15 protein-coding genes are annotated in these 17,418 nt (G+C 69.0%); 4 read left to right on the top strand and 11 right to left on the bottom strand.

What is annotated here, in order from left to right; genetic code table 11:
* Positions 1-4 precede the first annotated feature (4 nt).
* The 3 genes from V7D28_RS03550 to dusB are packed head-to-tail and all read right to left on the bottom strand — an operon-like array spanning position 5 to position 3,542.
* Positions 5-1,426, bottom strand: a complete 1,422-nt coding sequence (locus V7D28_RS03550) for a sigma-54-dependent transcriptional regulator (protein WP_333585981.1) — start codon at positions 1,424-1,426, stop codon at positions 5-7.
* Positions 1,423-2,538, bottom strand: a complete 1,116-nt coding sequence (locus V7D28_RS03545; RefSeq protein ID WP_333585980.1) for a two-component system sensor histidine kinase NtrB — start codon at positions 2,536-2,538, stop codon at positions 1,423-1,425. The genes V7D28_RS03550 and V7D28_RS03545 overlap by 4 nt, the downstream gene beginning before the upstream one ends.
* Positions 2,535-3,542 (bottom strand): tRNA dihydrouridine synthase DusB, encoded by a 1,008-nt coding sequence (gene dusB, locus V7D28_RS03540; RefSeq protein WP_333585979.1) that lies wholly within the window; start codon positions 3,540-3,542, stop codon positions 2,535-2,537. Before dusB ends, V7D28_RS03545 begins: the two co-directional genes overlap by 4 nt.
* Before the next feature lie 90 nt (positions 3,543-3,632).
* On the opposite strand from dusB, the gene V7D28_RS03535 reads away from it, so the two are divergent.
* A complete protein-coding gene (locus V7D28_RS03535; RefSeq protein WP_333585978.1) occupies positions 3,633-4,775 on the top strand; it encodes a bifunctional 2-C-methyl-D-erythritol 4-phosphate cytidylyltransferase/2-C-methyl-D-erythritol 2,4-cyclodiphosphate synthase in 1,143 nt (380 codons plus the stop codon).
* A 4-nt stretch (positions 4,776-4,779) separates the two neighbouring features.
* Here V7D28_RS03535 and V7D28_RS03530 read toward each other — a convergent pair whose 3' ends face one another.
* Positions 4,780-7,029: a spermidine synthase gene (locus tag V7D28_RS03530; RefSeq protein WP_333585977.1), complete on the bottom strand. Its 2,250-nt coding sequence runs from the start codon at positions 7,027-7,029 to the stop codon at positions 4,780-4,782.
* 93 nt (positions 7,030-7,122) lie between these two features.
* On the opposite strand from V7D28_RS03530, the gene V7D28_RS03525 reads away from it, so the two are divergent.
* Positions 7,123-7,620: a CinA family protein gene (locus tag V7D28_RS03525; RefSeq protein WP_333585976.1), complete on the top strand. Its 498-nt coding sequence runs from the start codon at positions 7,123-7,125 to the stop codon at positions 7,618-7,620.
* A 36-nt stretch (positions 7,621-7,656) separates the two neighbouring features.
* Here V7D28_RS03525 and V7D28_RS03520 read toward each other — a convergent pair whose 3' ends face one another.
* Both V7D28_RS03520 and lipA read right to left on the bottom strand, forming a co-directional pair.
* Entirely contained in the window at positions 7,657-8,139 is a 483-nt protein-coding gene (locus V7D28_RS03520) for a type II toxin-antitoxin system RatA family toxin (protein ID WP_333585975.1), read from the bottom strand.
* Positions 8,140-8,150: 11 nt separating this feature from the next.
* Positions 8,151-9,122: a lipoyl synthase gene (gene lipA, locus V7D28_RS03515; protein WP_333585974.1), complete on the bottom strand. Its 972-nt coding sequence runs from the start codon at positions 9,120-9,122 to the stop codon at positions 8,151-8,153.
* Positions 9,123-9,209: 87 nt separating this feature from the next.
* Here lipA and V7D28_RS03510 point away from each other — a divergent pair, with 87 nt between their 5' ends.
* The gene (locus V7D28_RS03510; protein WP_333585973.1) at positions 9,210-10,160 is read left to right on the top strand and encodes a hypothetical protein; all 951 of its coding nucleotides are present in this window, start codon (positions 9,210-9,212) and stop codon (positions 10,158-10,160) included.
* A 112-nt stretch (positions 10,161-10,272) separates the two neighbouring features.
* Positions 10,273-11,829: an AMP-binding protein gene (locus V7D28_RS03505; protein WP_333585972.1), complete on the top strand. Its 1,557-nt coding sequence runs from the start codon at positions 10,273-10,275 to the stop codon at positions 11,827-11,829.
* 6 nt (positions 11,830-11,835) lie between these two features.
* Here the strand turns inward: V7D28_RS03505 and lpdA are convergent, their stop codons facing one another.
* The 5 genes from lpdA to V7D28_RS03480 are packed head-to-tail and all read right to left on the bottom strand — an operon-like array spanning position 11,836 to position 17,354.
* The gene (lpdA, locus tag V7D28_RS03500) at positions 11,836-13,242 is read right to left on the bottom strand and encodes a dihydrolipoyl dehydrogenase (RefSeq protein ID WP_333585994.1); all 1,407 of its coding nucleotides are present in this window, start codon (positions 13,240-13,242) and stop codon (positions 11,836-11,838) included.
* Complete coding sequence (locus V7D28_RS03495; protein ID WP_333585971.1) at positions 13,239-14,516, bottom strand: pyruvate dehydrogenase complex dihydrolipoamide acetyltransferase; 1,278 nt, start codon at positions 14,514-14,516, stop codon at positions 13,239-13,241. The genes lpdA and V7D28_RS03495 overlap by 4 nt, the downstream gene beginning before the upstream one ends.
* The gene (locus V7D28_RS03490; protein ID WP_333585970.1) at positions 14,513-15,922 is read right to left on the bottom strand and encodes a pyruvate dehydrogenase complex E1 component subunit beta; all 1,410 of its coding nucleotides are present in this window, start codon (positions 15,920-15,922) and stop codon (positions 14,513-14,515) included. The genes V7D28_RS03495 and V7D28_RS03490 overlap by 4 nt, the downstream gene beginning before the upstream one ends.
* On the bottom strand, positions 15,919-16,947 hold the full coding sequence (pdhA, locus tag V7D28_RS03485) for a pyruvate dehydrogenase (acetyl-transferring) E1 component subunit alpha (RefSeq protein WP_333585969.1): 1,029 nt from the start codon (positions 16,945-16,947) through the stop codon (positions 15,919-15,921). The genes V7D28_RS03490 and pdhA overlap by 4 nt, the downstream gene beginning before the upstream one ends.
* Before the next feature lie 59 nt (positions 16,948-17,006).
* The gene (locus V7D28_RS03480; RefSeq protein WP_333585968.1) at positions 17,007-17,354 is read right to left on the bottom strand and encodes an FtsB family cell division protein; all 348 of its coding nucleotides are present in this window, start codon (positions 17,352-17,354) and stop codon (positions 17,007-17,009) included.
* Between the last annotated feature and the right edge of the window lie 64 nt (positions 17,355-17,418).

Raw genomic sequence — 17,418 nt, 5'->3', positions numbered from 1 at the left:
TATCTCAACGCCGTCCTCGGGTCAGATCAACGCCCAAGTCCTGGATTTTCTTGCGCAGAGTGTTCCGGTTCAGGCCGAGGATTTCCGCGGCCCGGACCTGATTGCCGCGGGTCGCCGCCAGGGTCAGCTGAATCAGCGGGCGCTCCACCTCTTCCAGCACCCGGTCGTAGAGGCCGGCGGGAGGCACGCCGTCGGGCTGTTCGGCGAAGTAGCCTCCCAGGTGGCGCTCGACGATCTGGGCCAGGGTGAGCGGTCCCTCCTGCCCCGGCTGGCTGGGCTGCTGGTCGGCCAGTTCCTTCTCGATGATCCGGGCGGAGATCAGTTCCTCGGCATAGAGGGCGCAAACCCGGCGGATCAGGTTTTCCAGTTCCCGCACATTGCCGGGCCAGGGGTGCAGCTTCAGTCGCTCCAGCGCCGCCTGGTCGATGGTCTTGGAGGGCAGCCCCTCGCGGTTGGCCCGCAGGAGGAAGGAGCGCGCCAGATCGGGAATGTCCTCCACCCGATCACGAAGGGGCGGAAGGCGCAGGGGGGCCACATTCAGCCGGAAATAGAGGTCTTCCCGGAACAGCCCCTGCTGGATCAGGGCGCGCAGGTCGCGATTGGTGGCCGCGATGATCCGCACATTGGGGCGCCGCCCCGTCTTGGGGTTCACCGCCGGCTCCGAGCCGTCGATCACCCGCAGCAGGCGGGTCTGGGCGTCCAGGGGAAGATCCCCGATCTCGTCCAGGAACAGGGTGCCGCCATCGGCCTCCACCAACTTGCCGGACTCGCCGTCGGCGCGGCCGAACAGCTCCGCCTCCACCCGCTCGCGAGGGGTGGCGGCTAGGTTGATGACCACGAACTTGCCGTCCTTGCGGCGGCCCATGTCGTGCAGGGCGCGGGCCACCAGCTCCTTGCCGGTGCCCGATTCCCCCAGGATCAGCACGGTGAGGTCGGCCCCCACCAGACGGGCGATGGTGCGATAGACCTCCTGCATCGGCGCCGAGCGGCCGATGAGCGGCAGGCGCTCGTCGCGCATGGCCCGGGCCTGGGCGCGGGAGGCCTCGGCGTCGGCCGGTCGCGACAGGGCGCGCCGCGCCGCATTGGTCATGTCGTCCAGGTCGAAGGGCTTGGGCACATAGTCGAAGGCGCCGATCTCCGCCGCATTGACCGCCGTCAGCAGAGTGTTCTGGGCGCTCATGACGATGACGGGCAGCTTGGGCCGGTCCTTGCGGATGCGCGGCAGGACGTCGAAGACGTTCTCGTCGGGCATCATCACGTCGGTGATGACCAGGTCCCCCTCCCCGTCCGAAACCCATTTCAGCAGGGTCGAGGCGTTACCCGTCGCCCGGACCTGATAGCCGAGCCGGGTGAAGGACTGGCTGAGCACAAGGCGGATCGAGGAATCATCGTCCGCGATGAGGATCTTCTTGCCGGCGACACTCATGCCGAAACGTCCTTTTCGGAAGCAATGGGAAGCAACACGCGGAAAACCGTCCGCCCCGGTTCGGATTCGAAGTCGATGAGGCCGCCATGTCCGACCACCAGCTTGGAAACCAGGGCCAGACCCAGGCCCGCCCCGTTCTGCTTCGTGGTGACAAAGGGCTGGAACAGGCTCTCGCGAAGATGGGCCGGCACGCCGGGCCCGTTGTCCTGCACCCGGATCTCCAGCGGCGCGCTGCGCATGGGGCCGCCCTCGCTGGAGCGCACTCGGACTCCGTGACGATAGGCCGTGGTGATCAGCACCTCGCCGCGGCCATCGCCTCGGGCGTGGGCCGCCTCGGCGGCGTTCTTGACCAAATTGAGGAAGATCTGGATTAGCTGGTCTTCGTCCCCCGGCGTTGGGGGTAGGGAGGGATCGTACTGCTCCCTCAGGCTCAGGCCGTCGGCCACGCCGTTGGCGGCCAGGGCGCGGACGCGGTCCAGAACTTCGTGGATGTTCACCGGGTCACGGGCCGGCGGGGCGTCGTCGGCGAACACCTCCATCCGGTCGACCAGCCGCTTCACCCGGTCGGTCTCGTCCATGATCAACTGGGCCAGGGGCACGTCCTCGGCCTGAGCGCCGGCCTTGAGCAGCTGGGCCGCGCCGCGGATGCCCGCCAGCGGATTCTTGATTTCATGGGCCAGCATCCGGCCGAGGCCCATGATGGACCGCAGCCCCGCCGCATCCCCGCCGAACTCGGAAAAGGCCCCGCCCCTGACGTGCAGGGTGAGCAGCACCGACCCGTCGCTCAGCGGCGCGGCCGCGCCGTCGGCCTCGAAGGTCGGCAGGCCGAACAGGCTGATCTCCACGCCGCGCTCGCGGACCGCCACCCCTTCCTCGTGCGCTCGATTGAGCAGCGAGACCAAGGGCGAGTCCGGCGGCAGGGCGGCGCGGAAGCGCCCCCGGGCCAGCAGGCCAAGGCCCTGGCCGAACAGGGCTTCGGCCGCCTCATTGGCCGCGACCAGGGCGCCGTCGCGATCGATCACCATCGCCGGTTCGGGGCTGAGGTCGAAGGCCGCTGATTTCAGGGCCGTCAGGTCCAGCCCTTTGTTCGTGACTCTGCTTCGGCTCGTCATGCGGCCATCCTCGCCTCCGGACCACGCCAGAGCGCGGTCAGTTCCGATTTGACCTGGGACGGTTCCTCCAGTCGGCAAAGGCGCGCACGCGCGCTTCGCCGGGCCTCCGGCTCTTGCGGCCAGGGTGCATTTTCGATGTAGGCGGCCAGATGCTTGCGGAAGATCCGCAGGCCCAGGCGCGGCCCATAGAAGGCGACGCTGTCGTCCAGATGGTCCAGGACGATGGCCAGCCGGGCCTCGAGGGCCGGCGCCTGAAAGGCGCGCCCGTCCAGCTCGGCCTCGATCTCGGCGGCGATCCAGGGGCGGCCATAGACGGCGCGTCCAACCATCACCGCATCGGCCCCCGACAGTTCCAGAGCCCGGCGCGCGCTGGCGCCGTCGATGATGTCGCCGTTGACGATCACCGGCACGCCCACGGCAGCCCGAACCTCGGCCACCGCCGCCCAATCGGCCTGGCCCTTGTAGAACTGACTGCGGGTCCGGCCATGGACGGTCACGGCCCGGGCGCCTCGCGCTTCGCATCGCGCGGCCACCTCAGGAGCGTTGCGGCTGGCGTCGTCCCAGCCCAGCCGCATCTTCACCGTTACGGGCACGCCCGCGGCCTGGACCACCGAATCGACGATCGCTTCGACGAGTTCCGGCTCACGCATCAGGGCCGAGCCGCAGGCCACTCCCGTCACCTCCCGCGCGGGACAGCCGAAATTGATGTCGATGATCTGCGCGCCGGCCCGGGCGGCCAGGCGGGCCCCTTCGCCCATCACCGCCGGGTCTCGTCCCACCAGCTGCACGACCATCAGCGGCAGACCCTCGCCTACGGCCGCCCGCCTCACCACATCAGGACGGCCCCGGGCGAACTCCGCCGAGGCCACCATTTCCGTGGATACATAGGTCGCCCCCAGGCGGCTGGCCGCCCGGCGGAACGGAAGGTCCGACACGCCGGTCATGGGAGCGATCCACACACGCCCACCGACTTCGACATCCCCGATGTTGAGCTTTGTGCTCATTTTATGATCACCCCTGTCGCTGCGTTTTTAGGCAATTTGTGCGGCGCCGTAAAGCCTGGACAGCGATCACATAGGCTCTAAACACCCAGCATGAGCTTTTGCGCTGTTGTGGTGGCCGCGGGAAGCGGCTCTCGCGCCGGGGGCGGCCTGCCCAAGGTGTGGCGGACTCTGGCGGGCCGGGCCGTGGCCCGCTGGTCTGTTGAAGCCCTGCTGGCCGCCGGCGCGGCCGAGGTCGTGGCGGTCGTCGCAGGCGACATGGAAGGCACGGCGCGGGAGGCTCTGGACGGGCTTCCCGTCAGGCTGGCCGTCGGCGGCGCCACCCGGGCCCTGTCCGTCCGCGCGGGGCTTGCGGCCCTCGCCTGTTCGCCCGAAACCCCCGTGCTGATCCACGACGCCGCCCGGCCGTTTCTCGGCGGCGACCACGTGCAGCGGCTGCTGGTCGCCCTGGAACAGGCCGATGGCGCCATCCTGGCCCTGCCGCTGGCCGACACGCTGAAGCGCTCCGGACCCCAGGGCCTGGAAACCCCGTCCCGGGACGGCTTGTGGCGGGCCCAGACCCCCCAGGCCTTCGCCCTGGGCGCCCTGCGCTCGGCCTATGCGGCCTGGCCGTCGGACGCCGAGCCTACAGACGACGCCCAGGTGGCCACGGCCGCGGGCCTCGCCGTGGCGCTGGCGCCGGGCGACCCGCGCCTGATGAAGCTGACCTATCCGGAGGATTTCGCCATGGCCGAAGGCTTGGCCGGCGCCGCGCGCATCACCCGCACCGGACTGGGCTATGACGCCCACCGCTGGGGGCCTGGCGAGGCGGTCTGGCTGTGCGGCGTGCGCATCGACCATGACCAGACCCTGGTGGGCCATTCCGACGCCGATGCGGGGCTTCACGCCCTGACCGACGCCATTCTCGGCGCCATCGGCGACGGCGACATCGGCGAGCATTTCCCCCCCACCGATCCCCAGTGGCGGGGCGCCTCGTCCGATCGCTTCCTCGCCCATGCCGCGCAGCGGGTCGCCGCCCGCGGCGGTCGGCTGGTGAGCGTCGATCTGGTGTTGATCTGCGAACGGCCGAAGATCCGCCCCCACCGGGACGCCATGCGCGCGCGCCTGTCCGAAATCCTGGCCCTGCCGGTGGACCGGATCAGCGTGAAGGCCACCACCACCGAGGGCATGGGCTTCACCGGCCGGCAGGAGGGCCTGGCCGCCCAGGCCATCGCCACAGTGGAAACCCCCGCCTGACGCCTCAAGGCAGCCAGGTCCAGATCTCCTTCATGCGGGCATAGAGCGCGCCGGGCAGGTTGGTGTAGGCGTCGGTCCAGGGCGCGGCCAGGGTGGGGTCGGTGGGCTCCCAGCGCACATCATTCTCGAACGGCTCCAGCGCCTGGGCGCTACGCCCCAGGATCATCACGTCCTCGGCCGACTGAGTGAGGGGCGGCGTGCCCCAGGGCGGCGAGTAGCGCTGAAGGAAGGCCGTCGCCCCGGCGGCCTCGGCCACCGCCATGGCCGGCGAGATCAGGTCGAGATTGCGGTTCGACAGATGAAGGATGAGCACGCCGTCGGGCTTCAGCCGGTCCAGATACATGGAGATGGCCTCCACGGTCAGCAGGTGGGCCGGCACCGCGTCGGAGGAGAAGGCGTCCACCAGCAGGAGGTCGAAGCGACCCTCGGGCTGGTCGGTCAGGGTCAGGCGCGCATCGCCGATCACATAGTCGATGCGGCCGCGGGCGCACTCGGTCGTATAGGTGAAGATCGACGGATCGGTGGCCAGGCGCACCATCAGGGGATCGATCTCGAAGAAGGTCAGGTGGTCGTCCTCGCGAACGAAGGCCGAGACGGTCCCGGTCCCCAGGCCCACCGCGCCGATGTCGAGCTCGGCCTTCAGGGCCCTTTTGGCGGCGAAGACCTGACCGATGGGGGTCTCCGGCGCGTAATAGACGATGGGACGGCAGCGATAGTCGTCGGCCGTGGCCTGGGCGCCGTGCAGCGTCGTGCCATGGGCCAGCATCCGCACCTCCCCGCCCAGTTCCGGCACCGGCATCACCGACTGGCGCGCCACGCCGAAGAAACTGCGCCAGTTCTGGCGCACATCCACTCGGTCTCCGGCGAGCTGGGCTGAGATCAGCAGCATGCAGATGAGGGCGAAGAAGAGCGGCAGGCTGCCCCGAATCAGGAAGGCGGCCACCGTGATCACCCCCAGCAGGGCGCGCACGAAATCGTCGCTGCCGCCATAGGTGTTGGCCACATAGGGGGCCAGGAAGACGCAGGCCGTCGCGGCGACGAAGGTGGCGATCCGCCAGGTCTTGTCCAGGCCGAGCGTCCAGGGCCTGGCCAGGCAGGCCAGGGCCAGCACCAGCGGGTACTCCCAGACATTGGAGAAGATCAGGGGCGCGGCGAAGGCGTTGAAGCCGCCGCCCACCACGCCGCCGATGGAGAGGCACAGATAGAACTCGGTCAGGCGCTCGGGCGGGGGGCGGCGCGCCACCAGGGCCTGATGGCAGACCAGGGCCGTCAGGAAGAAGGCGCCCAGGTGGATGGCGAGCTGGGCCACCAGATTGGTGGTGTGGAAGGGCAGGATGACGGCGCAACCGGCCACCGCCGCGGCCTGGAACATCAAGGCCCCGTCCTGGGAGATGAGCGGCCGGTCCTGGAAGGCGATAATGAAGGTGAGAAGGTAGAGGGCGAGCGGCACCACCCAAATGAAGGGCGCAGAGGCCACATCGGTGGTGATGTGGGTGGTGACCCCCAGCATCAGGCTTGAGGGCGCAGCCGCCAGGGCGATCCAGATCAGGCGCTGACGCCAGGCGGCCGAGGGCGCCGGCGCCTCTTCCGACGGGACCGGCGGCGCGGGCGGGACGGACGGCGCCCGGCCGGCCAGCACGCCCAGGGCGATCATCAGGATGGCGAAGAGGATATAGGCCCCGCTCCAGACCAGGGTCTGGGCGCCGATGGCCAGGGTGGGCTCCACCACGACGGGATAGGCTAGCAGGGCGATGAGACTGCCCAGATTGCTGGCGGCGTAAAGGACGTAGGGTCCCCGCCCCTCGCCCGGCCTGAAGATCTTGGCGTGCCAGGCCTGAACCAGCGGCGCGGTGGCCGACAGCACCGCAAAGGGGGCGCCCACCATCAGGGCCAAGGCCGCCACCAGCCAGAGGGCCGGCAGCTCGGCGTTGGGCGGCCCCAGAAGTTCATGCACCCTCAGGGGCAGGAAGAGCGCCGCAAGCCCCAGGGCCGCCCCATGGACGAGCACCTGCCGCCGGACATCGCCCAGGCGCTGCAACAGATGCGCATAGGCGTAGCCCGCCAGCAGCGCGGTCTGGAAGAAGGCCATGCTGGTGTTCCACACCCCCGGCGTGCCGCCCAGCAGGGGCAACAGCAGCTTGGCCGCCATCGGTTGGACGGTGAAGACCAGGCTGGCGCTGGCGAAGACGGTCACGCCGAACAGCACCGGCGACACCGAGGGTTCGGCCTTCTGGGAGAGGTCGAGCTGAGTCATGGGCGCGATTCGGCTTGAAACGGTCGGGGGGTCGATGTTGTGGTCTGGCACGGTCGGCGCCTAGCCGCCGCATCCTTTCTCGCCGGAGCGACCATGTTTTCCTTGGAAATCGAGACCTTGGCCCGGCTTCTGATCGATGAGGCGCGGGAGCGGTCGTTGCGAATCGTCACCGCCGAAAGCTGCACGGGCGGGCTGGTCAGCGCCGCCATCTGCGCGATTCCCGGCGCCTCCGACGTGCTGGAGCGTGGATTCGTCACCTATTCGAACCGGGCCAAGCAGGAGATGCTGGGGGTTCCCGGCGACCTGATCGCCGACCTGGGGGCGGTGTCCGAGCCCGTGGCGCGCATGATGGCTGAAGGGGCTCTGGAAAGCTCCAACGCCCATATCGCCGTGGCCATCACGGGGATCGCCGGCCCAGACGGAGGCACGCGGATGAAGCCGGTGGGCACCGTCCACATCGCCACGGCGCGGACCAATCACGGCCTGACGCACCGGGCCGAACTGTTCGAGCTGGAGACGAGGCCCGAGATCCAGGAGGCGGCGACCCGGGCGGCCCTGGAGATGCTGCGCGAACGCGTGGCCGAACGCTGAACAGCCTGCGGGCGCCGGGCGCAGGGCGCAACCGCGTCAGGCCGGAGCGGGGGCGCCCGGCGACGGCGCGGGGCCAGGCCCATAGAGGACCGCGGCGCGCTCTTCGAAACAGCCGATCAGGCGATCCACCGCATGGTGGAAATTGGCCGCCAGCAGGGCCGCCAGAAGCCGGCTCTTGAACTCGAAATCGATCTCGAATTCGATCTGCGTCCCCGCGTCAATGGGGTGGAAGCGCCAGCGGTTCTCCAGCTTGCGGAACGGCCCGGACAACAGGCTGACCTGGATGGTCCGCGCCGGGCGGTCGCGTCGGACACGGGTAGCGAAACGCTCCTTGAGGAAGGAGAACCCCACCCCGGCCTCAGCGTCGAGCATGTCCACGCCATCGCCGACTTGGCGCAGATTCCAGGTCCGCATGCTGGTCAGCCAGGGCACGAACTGCGGATAGCGCTCCACATCGCCCACGAGGTCGAACAGCTGATCTGGCCCATAGGGCAGATCCCGGGTCACACGATGGTACAAGCTTCGGTCCTTCAGGCCCCGACGGCGCGGTTTTCCAGGGCGCGGCGAGCGGCCTGGAGCTTGGCGAAATCTTCGCCCGCATGGTGGGAAGACCGGGTGAGCGGGCTGGCCGACACCATCAGGAAACCCTTGGCCCGGGCGATCTCCTCATAGGCCTTGAACTCGTCCGGCGTCACATAGCGGTCAATGGCCGCATGCTTGCGGGTGGGCTGTAGATACTGGCCGATGGTCAGGAAATCGACGCCGGCCGAGCGCATGTCATCCATGACCTGCATCACCTCTTCCTTGGACTCTCCAAGGCCGACCATCAGTCCCGACTTGGTGAACTGGGCAGGATCGCGCTCCTTGACCCGCTCCAGCAGGCGCAGGGAATGGAAATAGCGGGCGCCTGGACGGATCGACAGATAGAGCCGCGGCACCGTCTCCAGATTGTGGTTGAACACGTCGGGCCGCGCATCAATCACGGTCTCCATGGCCGAGACCGGCTTGCGCAGGAAGTCCGGCGTCAGGATCTCCACCGTGGCGCCGGGCGCCGCGGTGCGAATGGCGCGCACCACCTCGGCGAAATGGGTCGCGCCGCCGTCGGCCAAGTCATCGCGATCGACCGAGGTGATGACCACGTGCTTGAGCCCCATCTTGGCCACGGCGTCGGCCACCCGGGCGGGCTCCGACGGGTCAAGGGCGGCAGGTTTGCCGGTGGTCACATTGCAGAAGGCGCAGGCCCGCGTGCAGATCTCGCCCATGATCATCATGGTGGCGTGGCTCTGCGACCAGCACTCGCCGATATTGGGACAGGCGGCTTCCTCGCAGACCGTCACCAGGCCGTGGGCCTTCACCGTCTGGCGGGTGGCCGCATAGCCTTCGGAGCCAGGGGCGCGCACGCGCAGCCATTCGGGTTTGCGCAGGAGCGGCGTATCCGGGCGCGCCTGTTTTTCCGGGTGGCGCGGCCGGGGGTTGGACAGGTTGTCGATGACGACGGTCATGGGGCCTAGATCGGCTCTTGAGCGTCGCTGATCAAGTCGTGATTGCGCGGCCTTGTGTCCTGCGGCGGGATCGGGCTGAAACAGGGCATGTGGCGCGCCCTTCCCCTTCTGCTCGGCCTGGCGCTGGCCGCCTGCGGGCCGCAGGGCGGCCGGGAAGCCCTGACGGACAGCCGCATCCCCCCAGGGCTCGCGCCCCGCTTCATGCCGCCGGCGGGCTGGGCCTGGGGCGTTCTGGACTCCAGCGGCCAGCCGCAGATCCGATATGGGGTTTCAGGCCCGGACAGCCGTCGCCCCGCCGCCCATGTGGTGATCGTGCCCGCCGCCTTCGAGCCGGCCGAATCCTGGTTCGAAACCGCCAGCGACCTGAACGCGGCGGGCTACGCAGTCTGGACCATCGAGCGACCGGGCCTGGGCGGCTCTGGCCGCTATGTCCGTCCGCACGACATGGCCCACAGCCAGGGGCCGGGCGCCGAGGGCGCCGCCATCGCCGCGGTGATCGCCGCAGCGATCCGGCCGGGCGATGACCTGCCCATCGTGATCCTGGCGGCGGGCGACGCCGACGAGGCGGCCCTCTCGGCCATAGCGGAGGGCGCTCCGGCGGCCGGCCTGATCCTCAGCGCGCCCCCCGCTCCGCCCGGCCGCTCCGACCGCGTCGTGGGCTTGGCCCGGCGCCTGGGCCTGGGCGCGCTGCCGGCCGGGGACTGGCGTCCCTGGTCGCGTCAGACGCAGCTGGTGGCTGGCGGCGATCCCTGGCGCGCAGCCACGGTCGGGGCGTGGAGCCTCGCCAACCCCGACCTGCGGCTTGGGGGCGGAAGCCTGGCCTGGCGCAGCCGGGAGGCTCCGAGCGGGCGGACAGCCCCGCCCGTCGCGACCCTGGTGCTCGGCGCGGAGGGGCGCGCCTGCGCGGGCTGCACAGCCCAAGCCGTGCCAGGCGCGAGCGAAGCGCCGCAACTCGACCGGGACGAGGTTCGCAACCCCTGGCGCGCCGCCATCCTCGCCTTCGTGGCCGCCAGGGCGGAGTCCGTCACGGCCCCGTGAGGCCGCGGGGCTTGGCGATCACGAACTGTCACATATCTTTTCAACTGTGAGGTCGAGCTCTACGGTCGGCCGCAAAATAAGACAGCGTCATCGTCCTGGGAGGACTACGGCCTTGAGCGCAGATTTCGACCCGCGAGAAGCGCAAAGCTCGATTTTCGCCGCCCTGGTGGCCGCCCGCGCCCGCTTCGGCGCCAAGAAGCCGATCCTGGAGGACCAGGAGCGCAACCCCCTCACCTATACCGATCTGATCCGGGCGAGCTTCGCCCTGGGCCGCAGGATCGCGGGTTTCACGGCCAAGGGAGAGCGGGTGGGCGTGATGCTGCCCTCCAGCGCGGGCGGCGTGGTCACCTTCTTCGCCCTGCATGCGGTGGGCCGCATTCCAACCATGCTGAACTTCACCGCCGGGATCCGGAACCTCAAGGCCGCCTGCGAACTGGCCGGGGTGAAGACGGTGCTCACCTCCCACCGCTTCGTCGAGCAGGGCAAGCTGCACGACCTGATCGACGCCCTGGAGTCCCTGACGCGGGTGGTCTACCTCGAAGATGTGCGGGAAAAGGTCGGGACGGCCGACAAGCTGTTCGCCGCCGCCGGCGGCTTCCTGCCCACCCAACTCGCCGCCTCGGCCAAGCCGTCCGATCCCGGCGTCATCCTGTTCACCTCCGGCAGCTTCGGCGCGCCCCGGGGCGTGGTGCTGACCCAGGCCAACCTGGTGGCCAATGTCCGCCAGATCGCCGCCCATATCCCGCTCGATCCGGACTGGGTGATGTTCAACCCCTTGCCGATCTTCCACTGCTTCGGCCTGACCGGCGGGGTCCTGCTGCCCCTTCTCACCGGCATGAAGGCCTTCCAGTACCCCTCGCCCCTGCACACCAAGCAGATCCCGCCCCTGGTGAAGGATTCCCAGGCCTCGATCCTCCTGGCCACGGACACCTTCGTGAACCAGTACGCCCGAGCGGCCGAGCCCGGCGAGCTGTCAGACCTGAAGTTCGTGGTCTGCGGCGCCGAGAAGGTGCGAGAAGAGACCCACAACCTGATCGCCGAGCGCTTCGGTCCCGTTCCCCTTCTGGAAGGTTATGGGGCCACCGAGGCCTCGCCGGTGATTGCGGTGAACAAGCCCACGGACAACCGTCGCGGAACGGTGGGCGGCCTGCTGCCCGGCATCGAGGTGCGCCTGGACCCCGTGGAGGGCATTCCCGGCGGCGGCCAGCTGTTCGTCCGCGGCCCCAACATCATGGCCGGCTATCTGCAGGCCGACGGGTCGGTGGAAGCGCCCACGGGCGGCTGGCATGATACGGGCGACGTGGTCAGCATGACCGACGACGACTGGATCCGCATCCTGGGCCGGGTGAAACGCTTCGCCAAGGTGGGGGGCGAGATGGTTTCGCTCACCGCCGCGGAGGATATCGCCGTGGCCGTCTGGCCCGACTGCCGCCATGCGGTCATCGCCATGCCCGATCCCCGGAAGGGGGAACGGCTGATACTGGTGACCGACAAGCGCGACGCCGCCGCCGACGCCCTGCTGACCCACGCCCAGTCCATCGGCGCGCCGGAACTGACCGTGCCGCGCAAGATCATCCACGTGCCGGAAATCCCGGTGCTGGGCACCGGCAAGACCGATTATGTGGCCATCCAGCGCATGGCCGAGGCGGAGCTGCGCCGGGCGGCCTGACCGCCCTCAGACGTGCAGAACCCGTCCATAGGCGTCCAGCGCCGCCTCATGCATGGCCTCGCTCATGGTCGGATGCGGGAAGATGGTGGCCTGGATCTCGGCTTCGGTGGCCTCCAGGGTGATGGCCAGGGCGAAGCCCTGGATCATCTCGGTGACCTCCGCCCCGATCATGTGGGCCCCCAGCAGGGCGCCGGTCTCGGCGTCAAACAAGGTCTTCACAAAACCGTCCGTCTCGCCCGCGGCGATCGCCTTGCCATTGGCGCGGAAGGGGAAGCGGCCGATCTTCACCTTGCGCCCCTCGGCCTTGGCCGCCTGTTCGGTGAGGCCGATGGAGGCGATCTGCGGCGAGGTGTAGGTGCAACCCGGCACGGGCGTGTTGAGCGGCGCACCCGCCTGGCCGGCGATATGTTCCACACAATGGGTTCCCTCGTGACTGGCCTTGTGCGCCAGCCACGGCGGGCCGGCGACATCACCGATGGCGTAGAGCCCGGGCACGCCGGTCGCCCCATGGGCGTCGGTGACCACGTGGGTCTTGTCGATCTTCACGCCCAGGGCCTCCAGGCCGAGATCCTCCACATTGCCGACGATGCCCACCGCCACGATGGCCCGCTCGGCCTCCAGGGTCTCGGACTTGCCGCCGGTCTCCAAGGTCAGCTTGACGCCTGTGCGTGAGGCCGAAAGCGACTTCACCACAGCGGTTGTGCGGAACTTCAGGCCGCGCCGCTCGAAGGCCTTGCGGGCGGCCGTGGAGACCTCTTCGTCCTCCACCGGCAGGATGCGAGGGGCGGCTTCCACCACCGTCACTTCCGCGCCCAGCGCCCGGTAGAAGCTGGCGAACTCCATGCCGATGGCGCCCGACCCCACCACCAGCAGCGACTTGGGGGCCGCCTTGGGGACCATGGCCTCACGATAGGACCAGATGCGGTCGCCGTCGGGAGCGAGGCCGGTGTCAGGCAAGGTGCGCGCCCGGGCGCCGGTGGCCAGGATCACGTGTTTGGCCTGCAGCGTCTTTTCGCCGCCGCGCTTGAGGGCGACCATCACCTTGGGCGCAGGCGAACCCTTTTCGAGCCGCGCCGTTCCCTCGATCACCTCGATCTTGTGCTTGCGCATCAGGAAGCCGACGCCGGAGTTCAGCTGAGCGGCCACCTTGCGCGACCGGTCGACCACCTTGGCGACGTCGAACCGCGGCTTGTCGCCGGCCAGGCCATAGTCCCCCAGATGGCCGAGGGTTTCATACACTTCGCCGGACTTCAGCAGCGCCTTGGTGGGAATACAGCCCCAGTTGAGGCAGACCCCGCCCAGAGCCTCGCGCTCGATGATGGCGGTCTTCATGCCCAACTGCGCCGCACGAATGGCGGCCACATAGCCGCCGGGTCCGGCGCCGATGACGATCAGGTCGAAATCCATGCTCAGACCACCATCGCCAGGGGTTCCTCGACGATGGTCTTGAAGGCCTCGAGCCACCGGGCCCCGGTGGCGCCGTCCACCACCCGGTGGTCGCAGGTCATGGTCACCGACATCACCGTGGCGATGGCCAGCTCGTCGCCGCGCACCACCGGCTGCTTGACGCCCGCCCCCACCGAGAGGATGGCGCCCTGAGGCTCATTGATGATCGAGCCGAAGCTCTTGATGCCGAACATGCCGAGATTGGAGACGCTGAAGGTGCCGCCCTGGTACTCCTCGGGCTTGAGCTTGCGCGTGCGGGCGCGCTCGGCCAGGTCCTTGGTCTCCTGGGCGATCTGCGCCAGTCCCTTCTGTTCGCACCGGCGCACGATGGGGGTGATCAGCCCGCCTTCCACCGCCACGGCCATGGCGATGTCCGCATGGTGGTGCATGGCGATGCCCTCCGGCGAATAGGAGGCGTTAGCTTCCGGGACCTTCATCAGGGCGACGGCGCAGGCCTTGAGGATGATGTCATTGACGCTGACCTTCACCCCGCTCTTTTCGAGCATGGCGTTGATCCGCGCGCGCGCCTCCAGCAGGCGGTCGATCTCGATATCGACGCTCAAGGGAAAGTGCGGCACGTCGCGGAAGGAGTCGGTCATCCGCCGGGCGACCGTCTTGCGCATGCCGTCCAGGGGGATCAGGTCATAGGTCCCCTCGGCGATCCCCATCTGTTGCAGGGACTGGACAGGCCGGCTTTCGCCCCGCGGCCTCTCGGCGGGGGCGGAGGCCGGGCTCGCCGCCGGGCGCGGCGAGGGCCCCGGCTTGGCGTCCTTGACGTCGCGCTCGATGATCCGACCGTGAGGCCCCGAGCCCTCGATGGCGCTCAGGTCCAGGCCCTTCTGCTCGGCGATCCGGCGCGCCAGGGGCGAGGCCAGGATCCGGCCGCCCTCGGCGCGCTGCGGCGCGGCCTGTTGCGGACGGGACGCAGGCTTGGCCGGCGGCGCGGCGCTTTTCGCGGGCTCCGGCCTGGCCGGCGCGGCCTCGGCCCGGGGCGCCTCGCTCGCCCCGCCGGACAAACGGGCGATGGGGGTATTGACCTTGACGCCCTCGGTGCCGGCAGGAACCAGTATGGCCTCCACCACCCCCTCATCGACGGCCTCCACCTCCATGGTGGCCTTGTCGGTCTCGATCTCGGCGACCACGTCGCCGGCCGACACCGTGTCGCCCTCCTTGACCAGCCATTTGGAGAGCGCCCCCTCCTCCATGGTGGGCGAGAGGGCGGGCATGAGAATGTCGGTCATTGGGCGTCCTTGTAGCTCACCGCCAGGGCCGCCTGGACGATCTTCTCCACCGACGGCAGGGACAGGGCCTCCAGATTGGCGGCGTAGGGCAGCGGCACGTCTTCCTGACAGACCCGCGCGGGCGGCGCGTCCAGATCGTCGAAGGCGTGTTCGATGACCCGGGCGATGATCTCCGCGCCCACCCCCATGGGGCCCCAGCCCTCCTCCACCGTCACCAGCCGGTGGGTCTTGCGGACGCTTTCGACGATGGCGCCGTGGTCCAGGGGCCGCAGGGTGCGCAGGTCGATCACCTCCGCTTCGATCCCCTGGGCGGCCAGTTCCTCCGCCGCCTTCAGGGCCAGGCCGACCATCCGGGAATAAGCGGTGATGGTGACGCCGTCGCCCTTGCGCCGCACCTTGGCCTTGCCGATGGGCAGGACATGGTCCTCGCCTTCCGGCACGTCGAATTCCTGGCCATAGAGCATCTCGTGCTCCAGGAAGACCACCGGGTTGGGATCGCGGATGGCGGCCTTCAGCAGGCCCTTGGCGTCGGCCGCATCATAGGGGGCGATCACTTTCAGCCCGGGCACGTGGGCATACCAGGCGGCATAGTCCTGGCTATGCTGGGCGGCCACTCGGGCGGCCGCGCCATTGGGTCCGCGGAAGACGATGGGGGTCGAGATCTGCCCCCCCGACATGTAGTGGGTCTTGGCCGCCGAATTGATGATGTGGTCGATGGCCTGCATGGCGAAGTTCCAGGTCATGAACTCCACGATGGGGCGCAGGCCGGCCATGGCCGCCCCCACGCCCATGCCGGCGAAACCGTGCTCGGTGATCGGGGTGTCGATCACCCGCCGCTCGCCAAACTCGTCCAGCAGGCCGCGGCTGACCTTGTAGGCGCCCTGGTACTGGCCGACCTCCTCGCCCATCAGGAAGACGCTCTCGTCGCGGCGCATCTCCTCGGCCATGGCGTCGCGCAGGGCGTCGCGCACCGTGGTCTTCACCAGCTTGGCGTCGGCCGGGATTTCCGGATCCTCCAGCGGCTCGGCGGGCCGCACCGCGGCGGGGCCTTCACCCTCCGGCTGTTCGGCCTGAGCTTCTGCAGGTCCCTTCTTCTCCGGATCGCCGGAGGGCTCAGCCGAAGCTTGGGCCGCGGGCTTCGGCGCCTCACGGGTCGGCGAGGCGTCTGCGCCCCCTTCCAGCCGGGCGATGGGGGCGTTGACCTTCACGCCTTCGGCGCCGGCCTCCACCAGCAGTTCGGCGATGACCCCTTCATCGACGGCCTCCACCTCCATGGTGGCCTTGTCGGTTTCGATCTCGGCGATGACGTCGCCGGAGGAAACCTTGTCGCCCACCTTCACGTGCCACTTGGCGAGCGTGCCCTCTTCCATGGTGGGAGACAGGGCCGGCATCAGGATGTCGGTCACTGGGCGTCCTCCACATAGACCTCGGTGTAGAGTTCCGACGGATCGGGTTCGGGCGAGGATCTGGCGAACTCCGCAGAGTCGGCGACGATCTTCTTCACCTCGGCGTCGATGGCCTTCAGCGCCGCCTCATCGGCGAGGCCCTCGGCCTCGAGCTTCTCGCGCAGGTGCTCGATGGGATCGCGGGTCTTGCGGACCTCCTCAACCTCCTCGCGGGTGCGATACTTGGCCGGGTCGCTCATGGAATGGCCGCGATAGCGGTAGGTCTTCATCTCCAGGATGAAGGGGCCCTCGCCGCGCCGGGCGTGATCGGCGGCCCGCTTGGCGGCGTCGCGAACGGCCAGCACGTCCATGCCGTCAACCTCTTCCCCCGGAATCCGGAAGGAGGTTCCGCGCTTGTAGAGATGGGTCTCGGACGAGGACCGCTCCAGCGAGGTGCCCATGGCGTACTGGTTGTTCTCGATCACATAGACCACCGGCAGCTTCCACAGGGCGGCCATGTTGAAGGCCTCATAGACCTGACCCTGATTGGCCGCGCCGTCGCCGAAATAGGTGAAGGTCACCTTGCCGTTGTCGCGATAGCGGTTGGCGAGCGCCAGGCCCGACCCCAGCGGAGCCGGCGCGCCCACAATGCCGTGGCCGCCATAGAATTCCGCCTCGCGGGAGAACATGTGCATGGAGCCGCCCTTGCCCTTGGACGAGCCTCCCGCCCGGCCGGTCAACTCGGCCATGACTTCGTTGGGATCCATGCCGCAGGCCAGCATGTGGCCGTGGTCGCGATAGGCGGTGATCACCTGGTCGCCCGGCTCCTGGATCGACTGGACCCCGACGGCGATCGCTTCCTGTCCGATATAGAGATGGCAGAAGCCGCCGATCAGCCCCATGCCATAGAGCTGGCCCGCCCGCTCCTCGAAACGCCGGATCAGCAGCATGTCGCGATAGAAGCCGAGCAGGACGTCCTTGCCGAGCGTTTCAGTGGAGTCCGCCGGCTTGTCGCCGGACTTGGCCGCCGGTTTGGCGCGCGCCATGTCTGTCTCCCGGGTGGTTTCTCCGTCAGCCCATCCTAACCCGGCGTCGGCTGATGGGTTCAGCCGCCCGACGAGTCGCCGTGCTGGATACGGATCACATAATCCCTGGGATGGCTGTAGCCTAGGAGGGACCGGGCGCGTTCCTCCAGAAGGTCCGCCGAAAGGGAGGCGTCGCGCAGAAGTTGAGCGCGAACCTCCAGGTCCTTCCGCACCGCCACGAGTTCCGCCAGTTCTGCCGACTTCTCCGCCAGGGCCGCATCCCGCTGGGCCGAGGTCAGCAGCCCCTGCTCGCCGGTGAGGGCGTGGTAGGCGAAATAGGCGATCAGCAGAGCCAGGGCCGCTGTCGACAGATAGGAGCGAAGCTGGAGCACGGTGATTCCCGAGACGATGCCCCGAAGCCTCGCCATTCGTGCTTAAGATTAGGTTGCGGCCCAGCTCCAATGGCCGGATGATCCCCCCATGGACCCCAAG

Origin of the sequence: Phenylobacterium sp., from assembly GCF_036723115.1 — a bacterium.
In the GTDB taxonomy this organism is placed as follows: Bacteria; Pseudomonadota; Alphaproteobacteria; order Caulobacterales; family Caulobacteraceae; genus Phenylobacterium.
This window is presented reverse-complemented; position numbering and strand designations above follow the sequence as displayed.

Excerpts from the sequence above, each read along its gene's own strand:
- V7D28_RS03550 (WP_333585981.1), bottom strand. The coding sequence starts at position 1,426 with ATGAGTGTCGCCGGCAAGAAGATCCTCATCGCGGACGATGATTCCTCG.
- V7D28_RS03545 (WP_333585980.1), bottom strand. The coding sequence starts at position 2,538 with ATGACGAGCCGAAGCAGAGTCACGAACAAAGGGCTGGACCTGACGGCC.
- dusB (WP_333585979.1), bottom strand. The coding sequence starts at position 3,542 with ATGAGCACAAAGCTCAACATCGGGGATGTCGAAGTCGGTGGGCGTGTG.
- V7D28_RS03535 (WP_333585978.1), top strand. The coding sequence starts at position 3,633 with ATGAGCTTTTGCGCTGTTGTGGTGGCCGCGGGAAGCGGCTCTCGCGCC.
- V7D28_RS03530 (WP_333585977.1), bottom strand. The coding sequence starts at position 7,029 with ATGACTCAGCTCGACCTCTCCCAGAAGGCCGAACCCTCGGTGTCGCCG.
- V7D28_RS03525 (WP_333585976.1), top strand. The coding sequence starts at position 7,123 with ATGTTTTCCTTGGAAATCGAGACCTTGGCCCGGCTTCTGATCGATGAG.
- lipA (WP_333585974.1), bottom strand. The coding sequence starts at position 9,122 with ATGACCGTCGTCATCGACAACCTGTCCAACCCCCGGCCGCGCCACCCG.
- V7D28_RS03510 (WP_333585973.1), top strand. The coding sequence starts at position 9,210 with ATGTGGCGCGCCCTTCCCCTTCTGCTCGGCCTGGCGCTGGCCGCCTGC.
- V7D28_RS03495 (WP_333585971.1), bottom strand. The coding sequence starts at position 14,516 with ATGACCGACATTCTCATGCCCGCCCTCTCGCCCACCATGGAGGAGGGG.
- pdhA (WP_333585969.1), bottom strand. The coding sequence starts at position 16,947 with ATGGCGCGCGCCAAACCGGCGGCCAAGTCCGGCGACAAGCCGGCGGAC.
- V7D28_RS03480 (WP_333585968.1), bottom strand. The coding sequence starts at position 17,354 with ATGGCGAGGCTTCGGGGCATCGTCTCGGGAATCACCGTGCTCCAGCTT.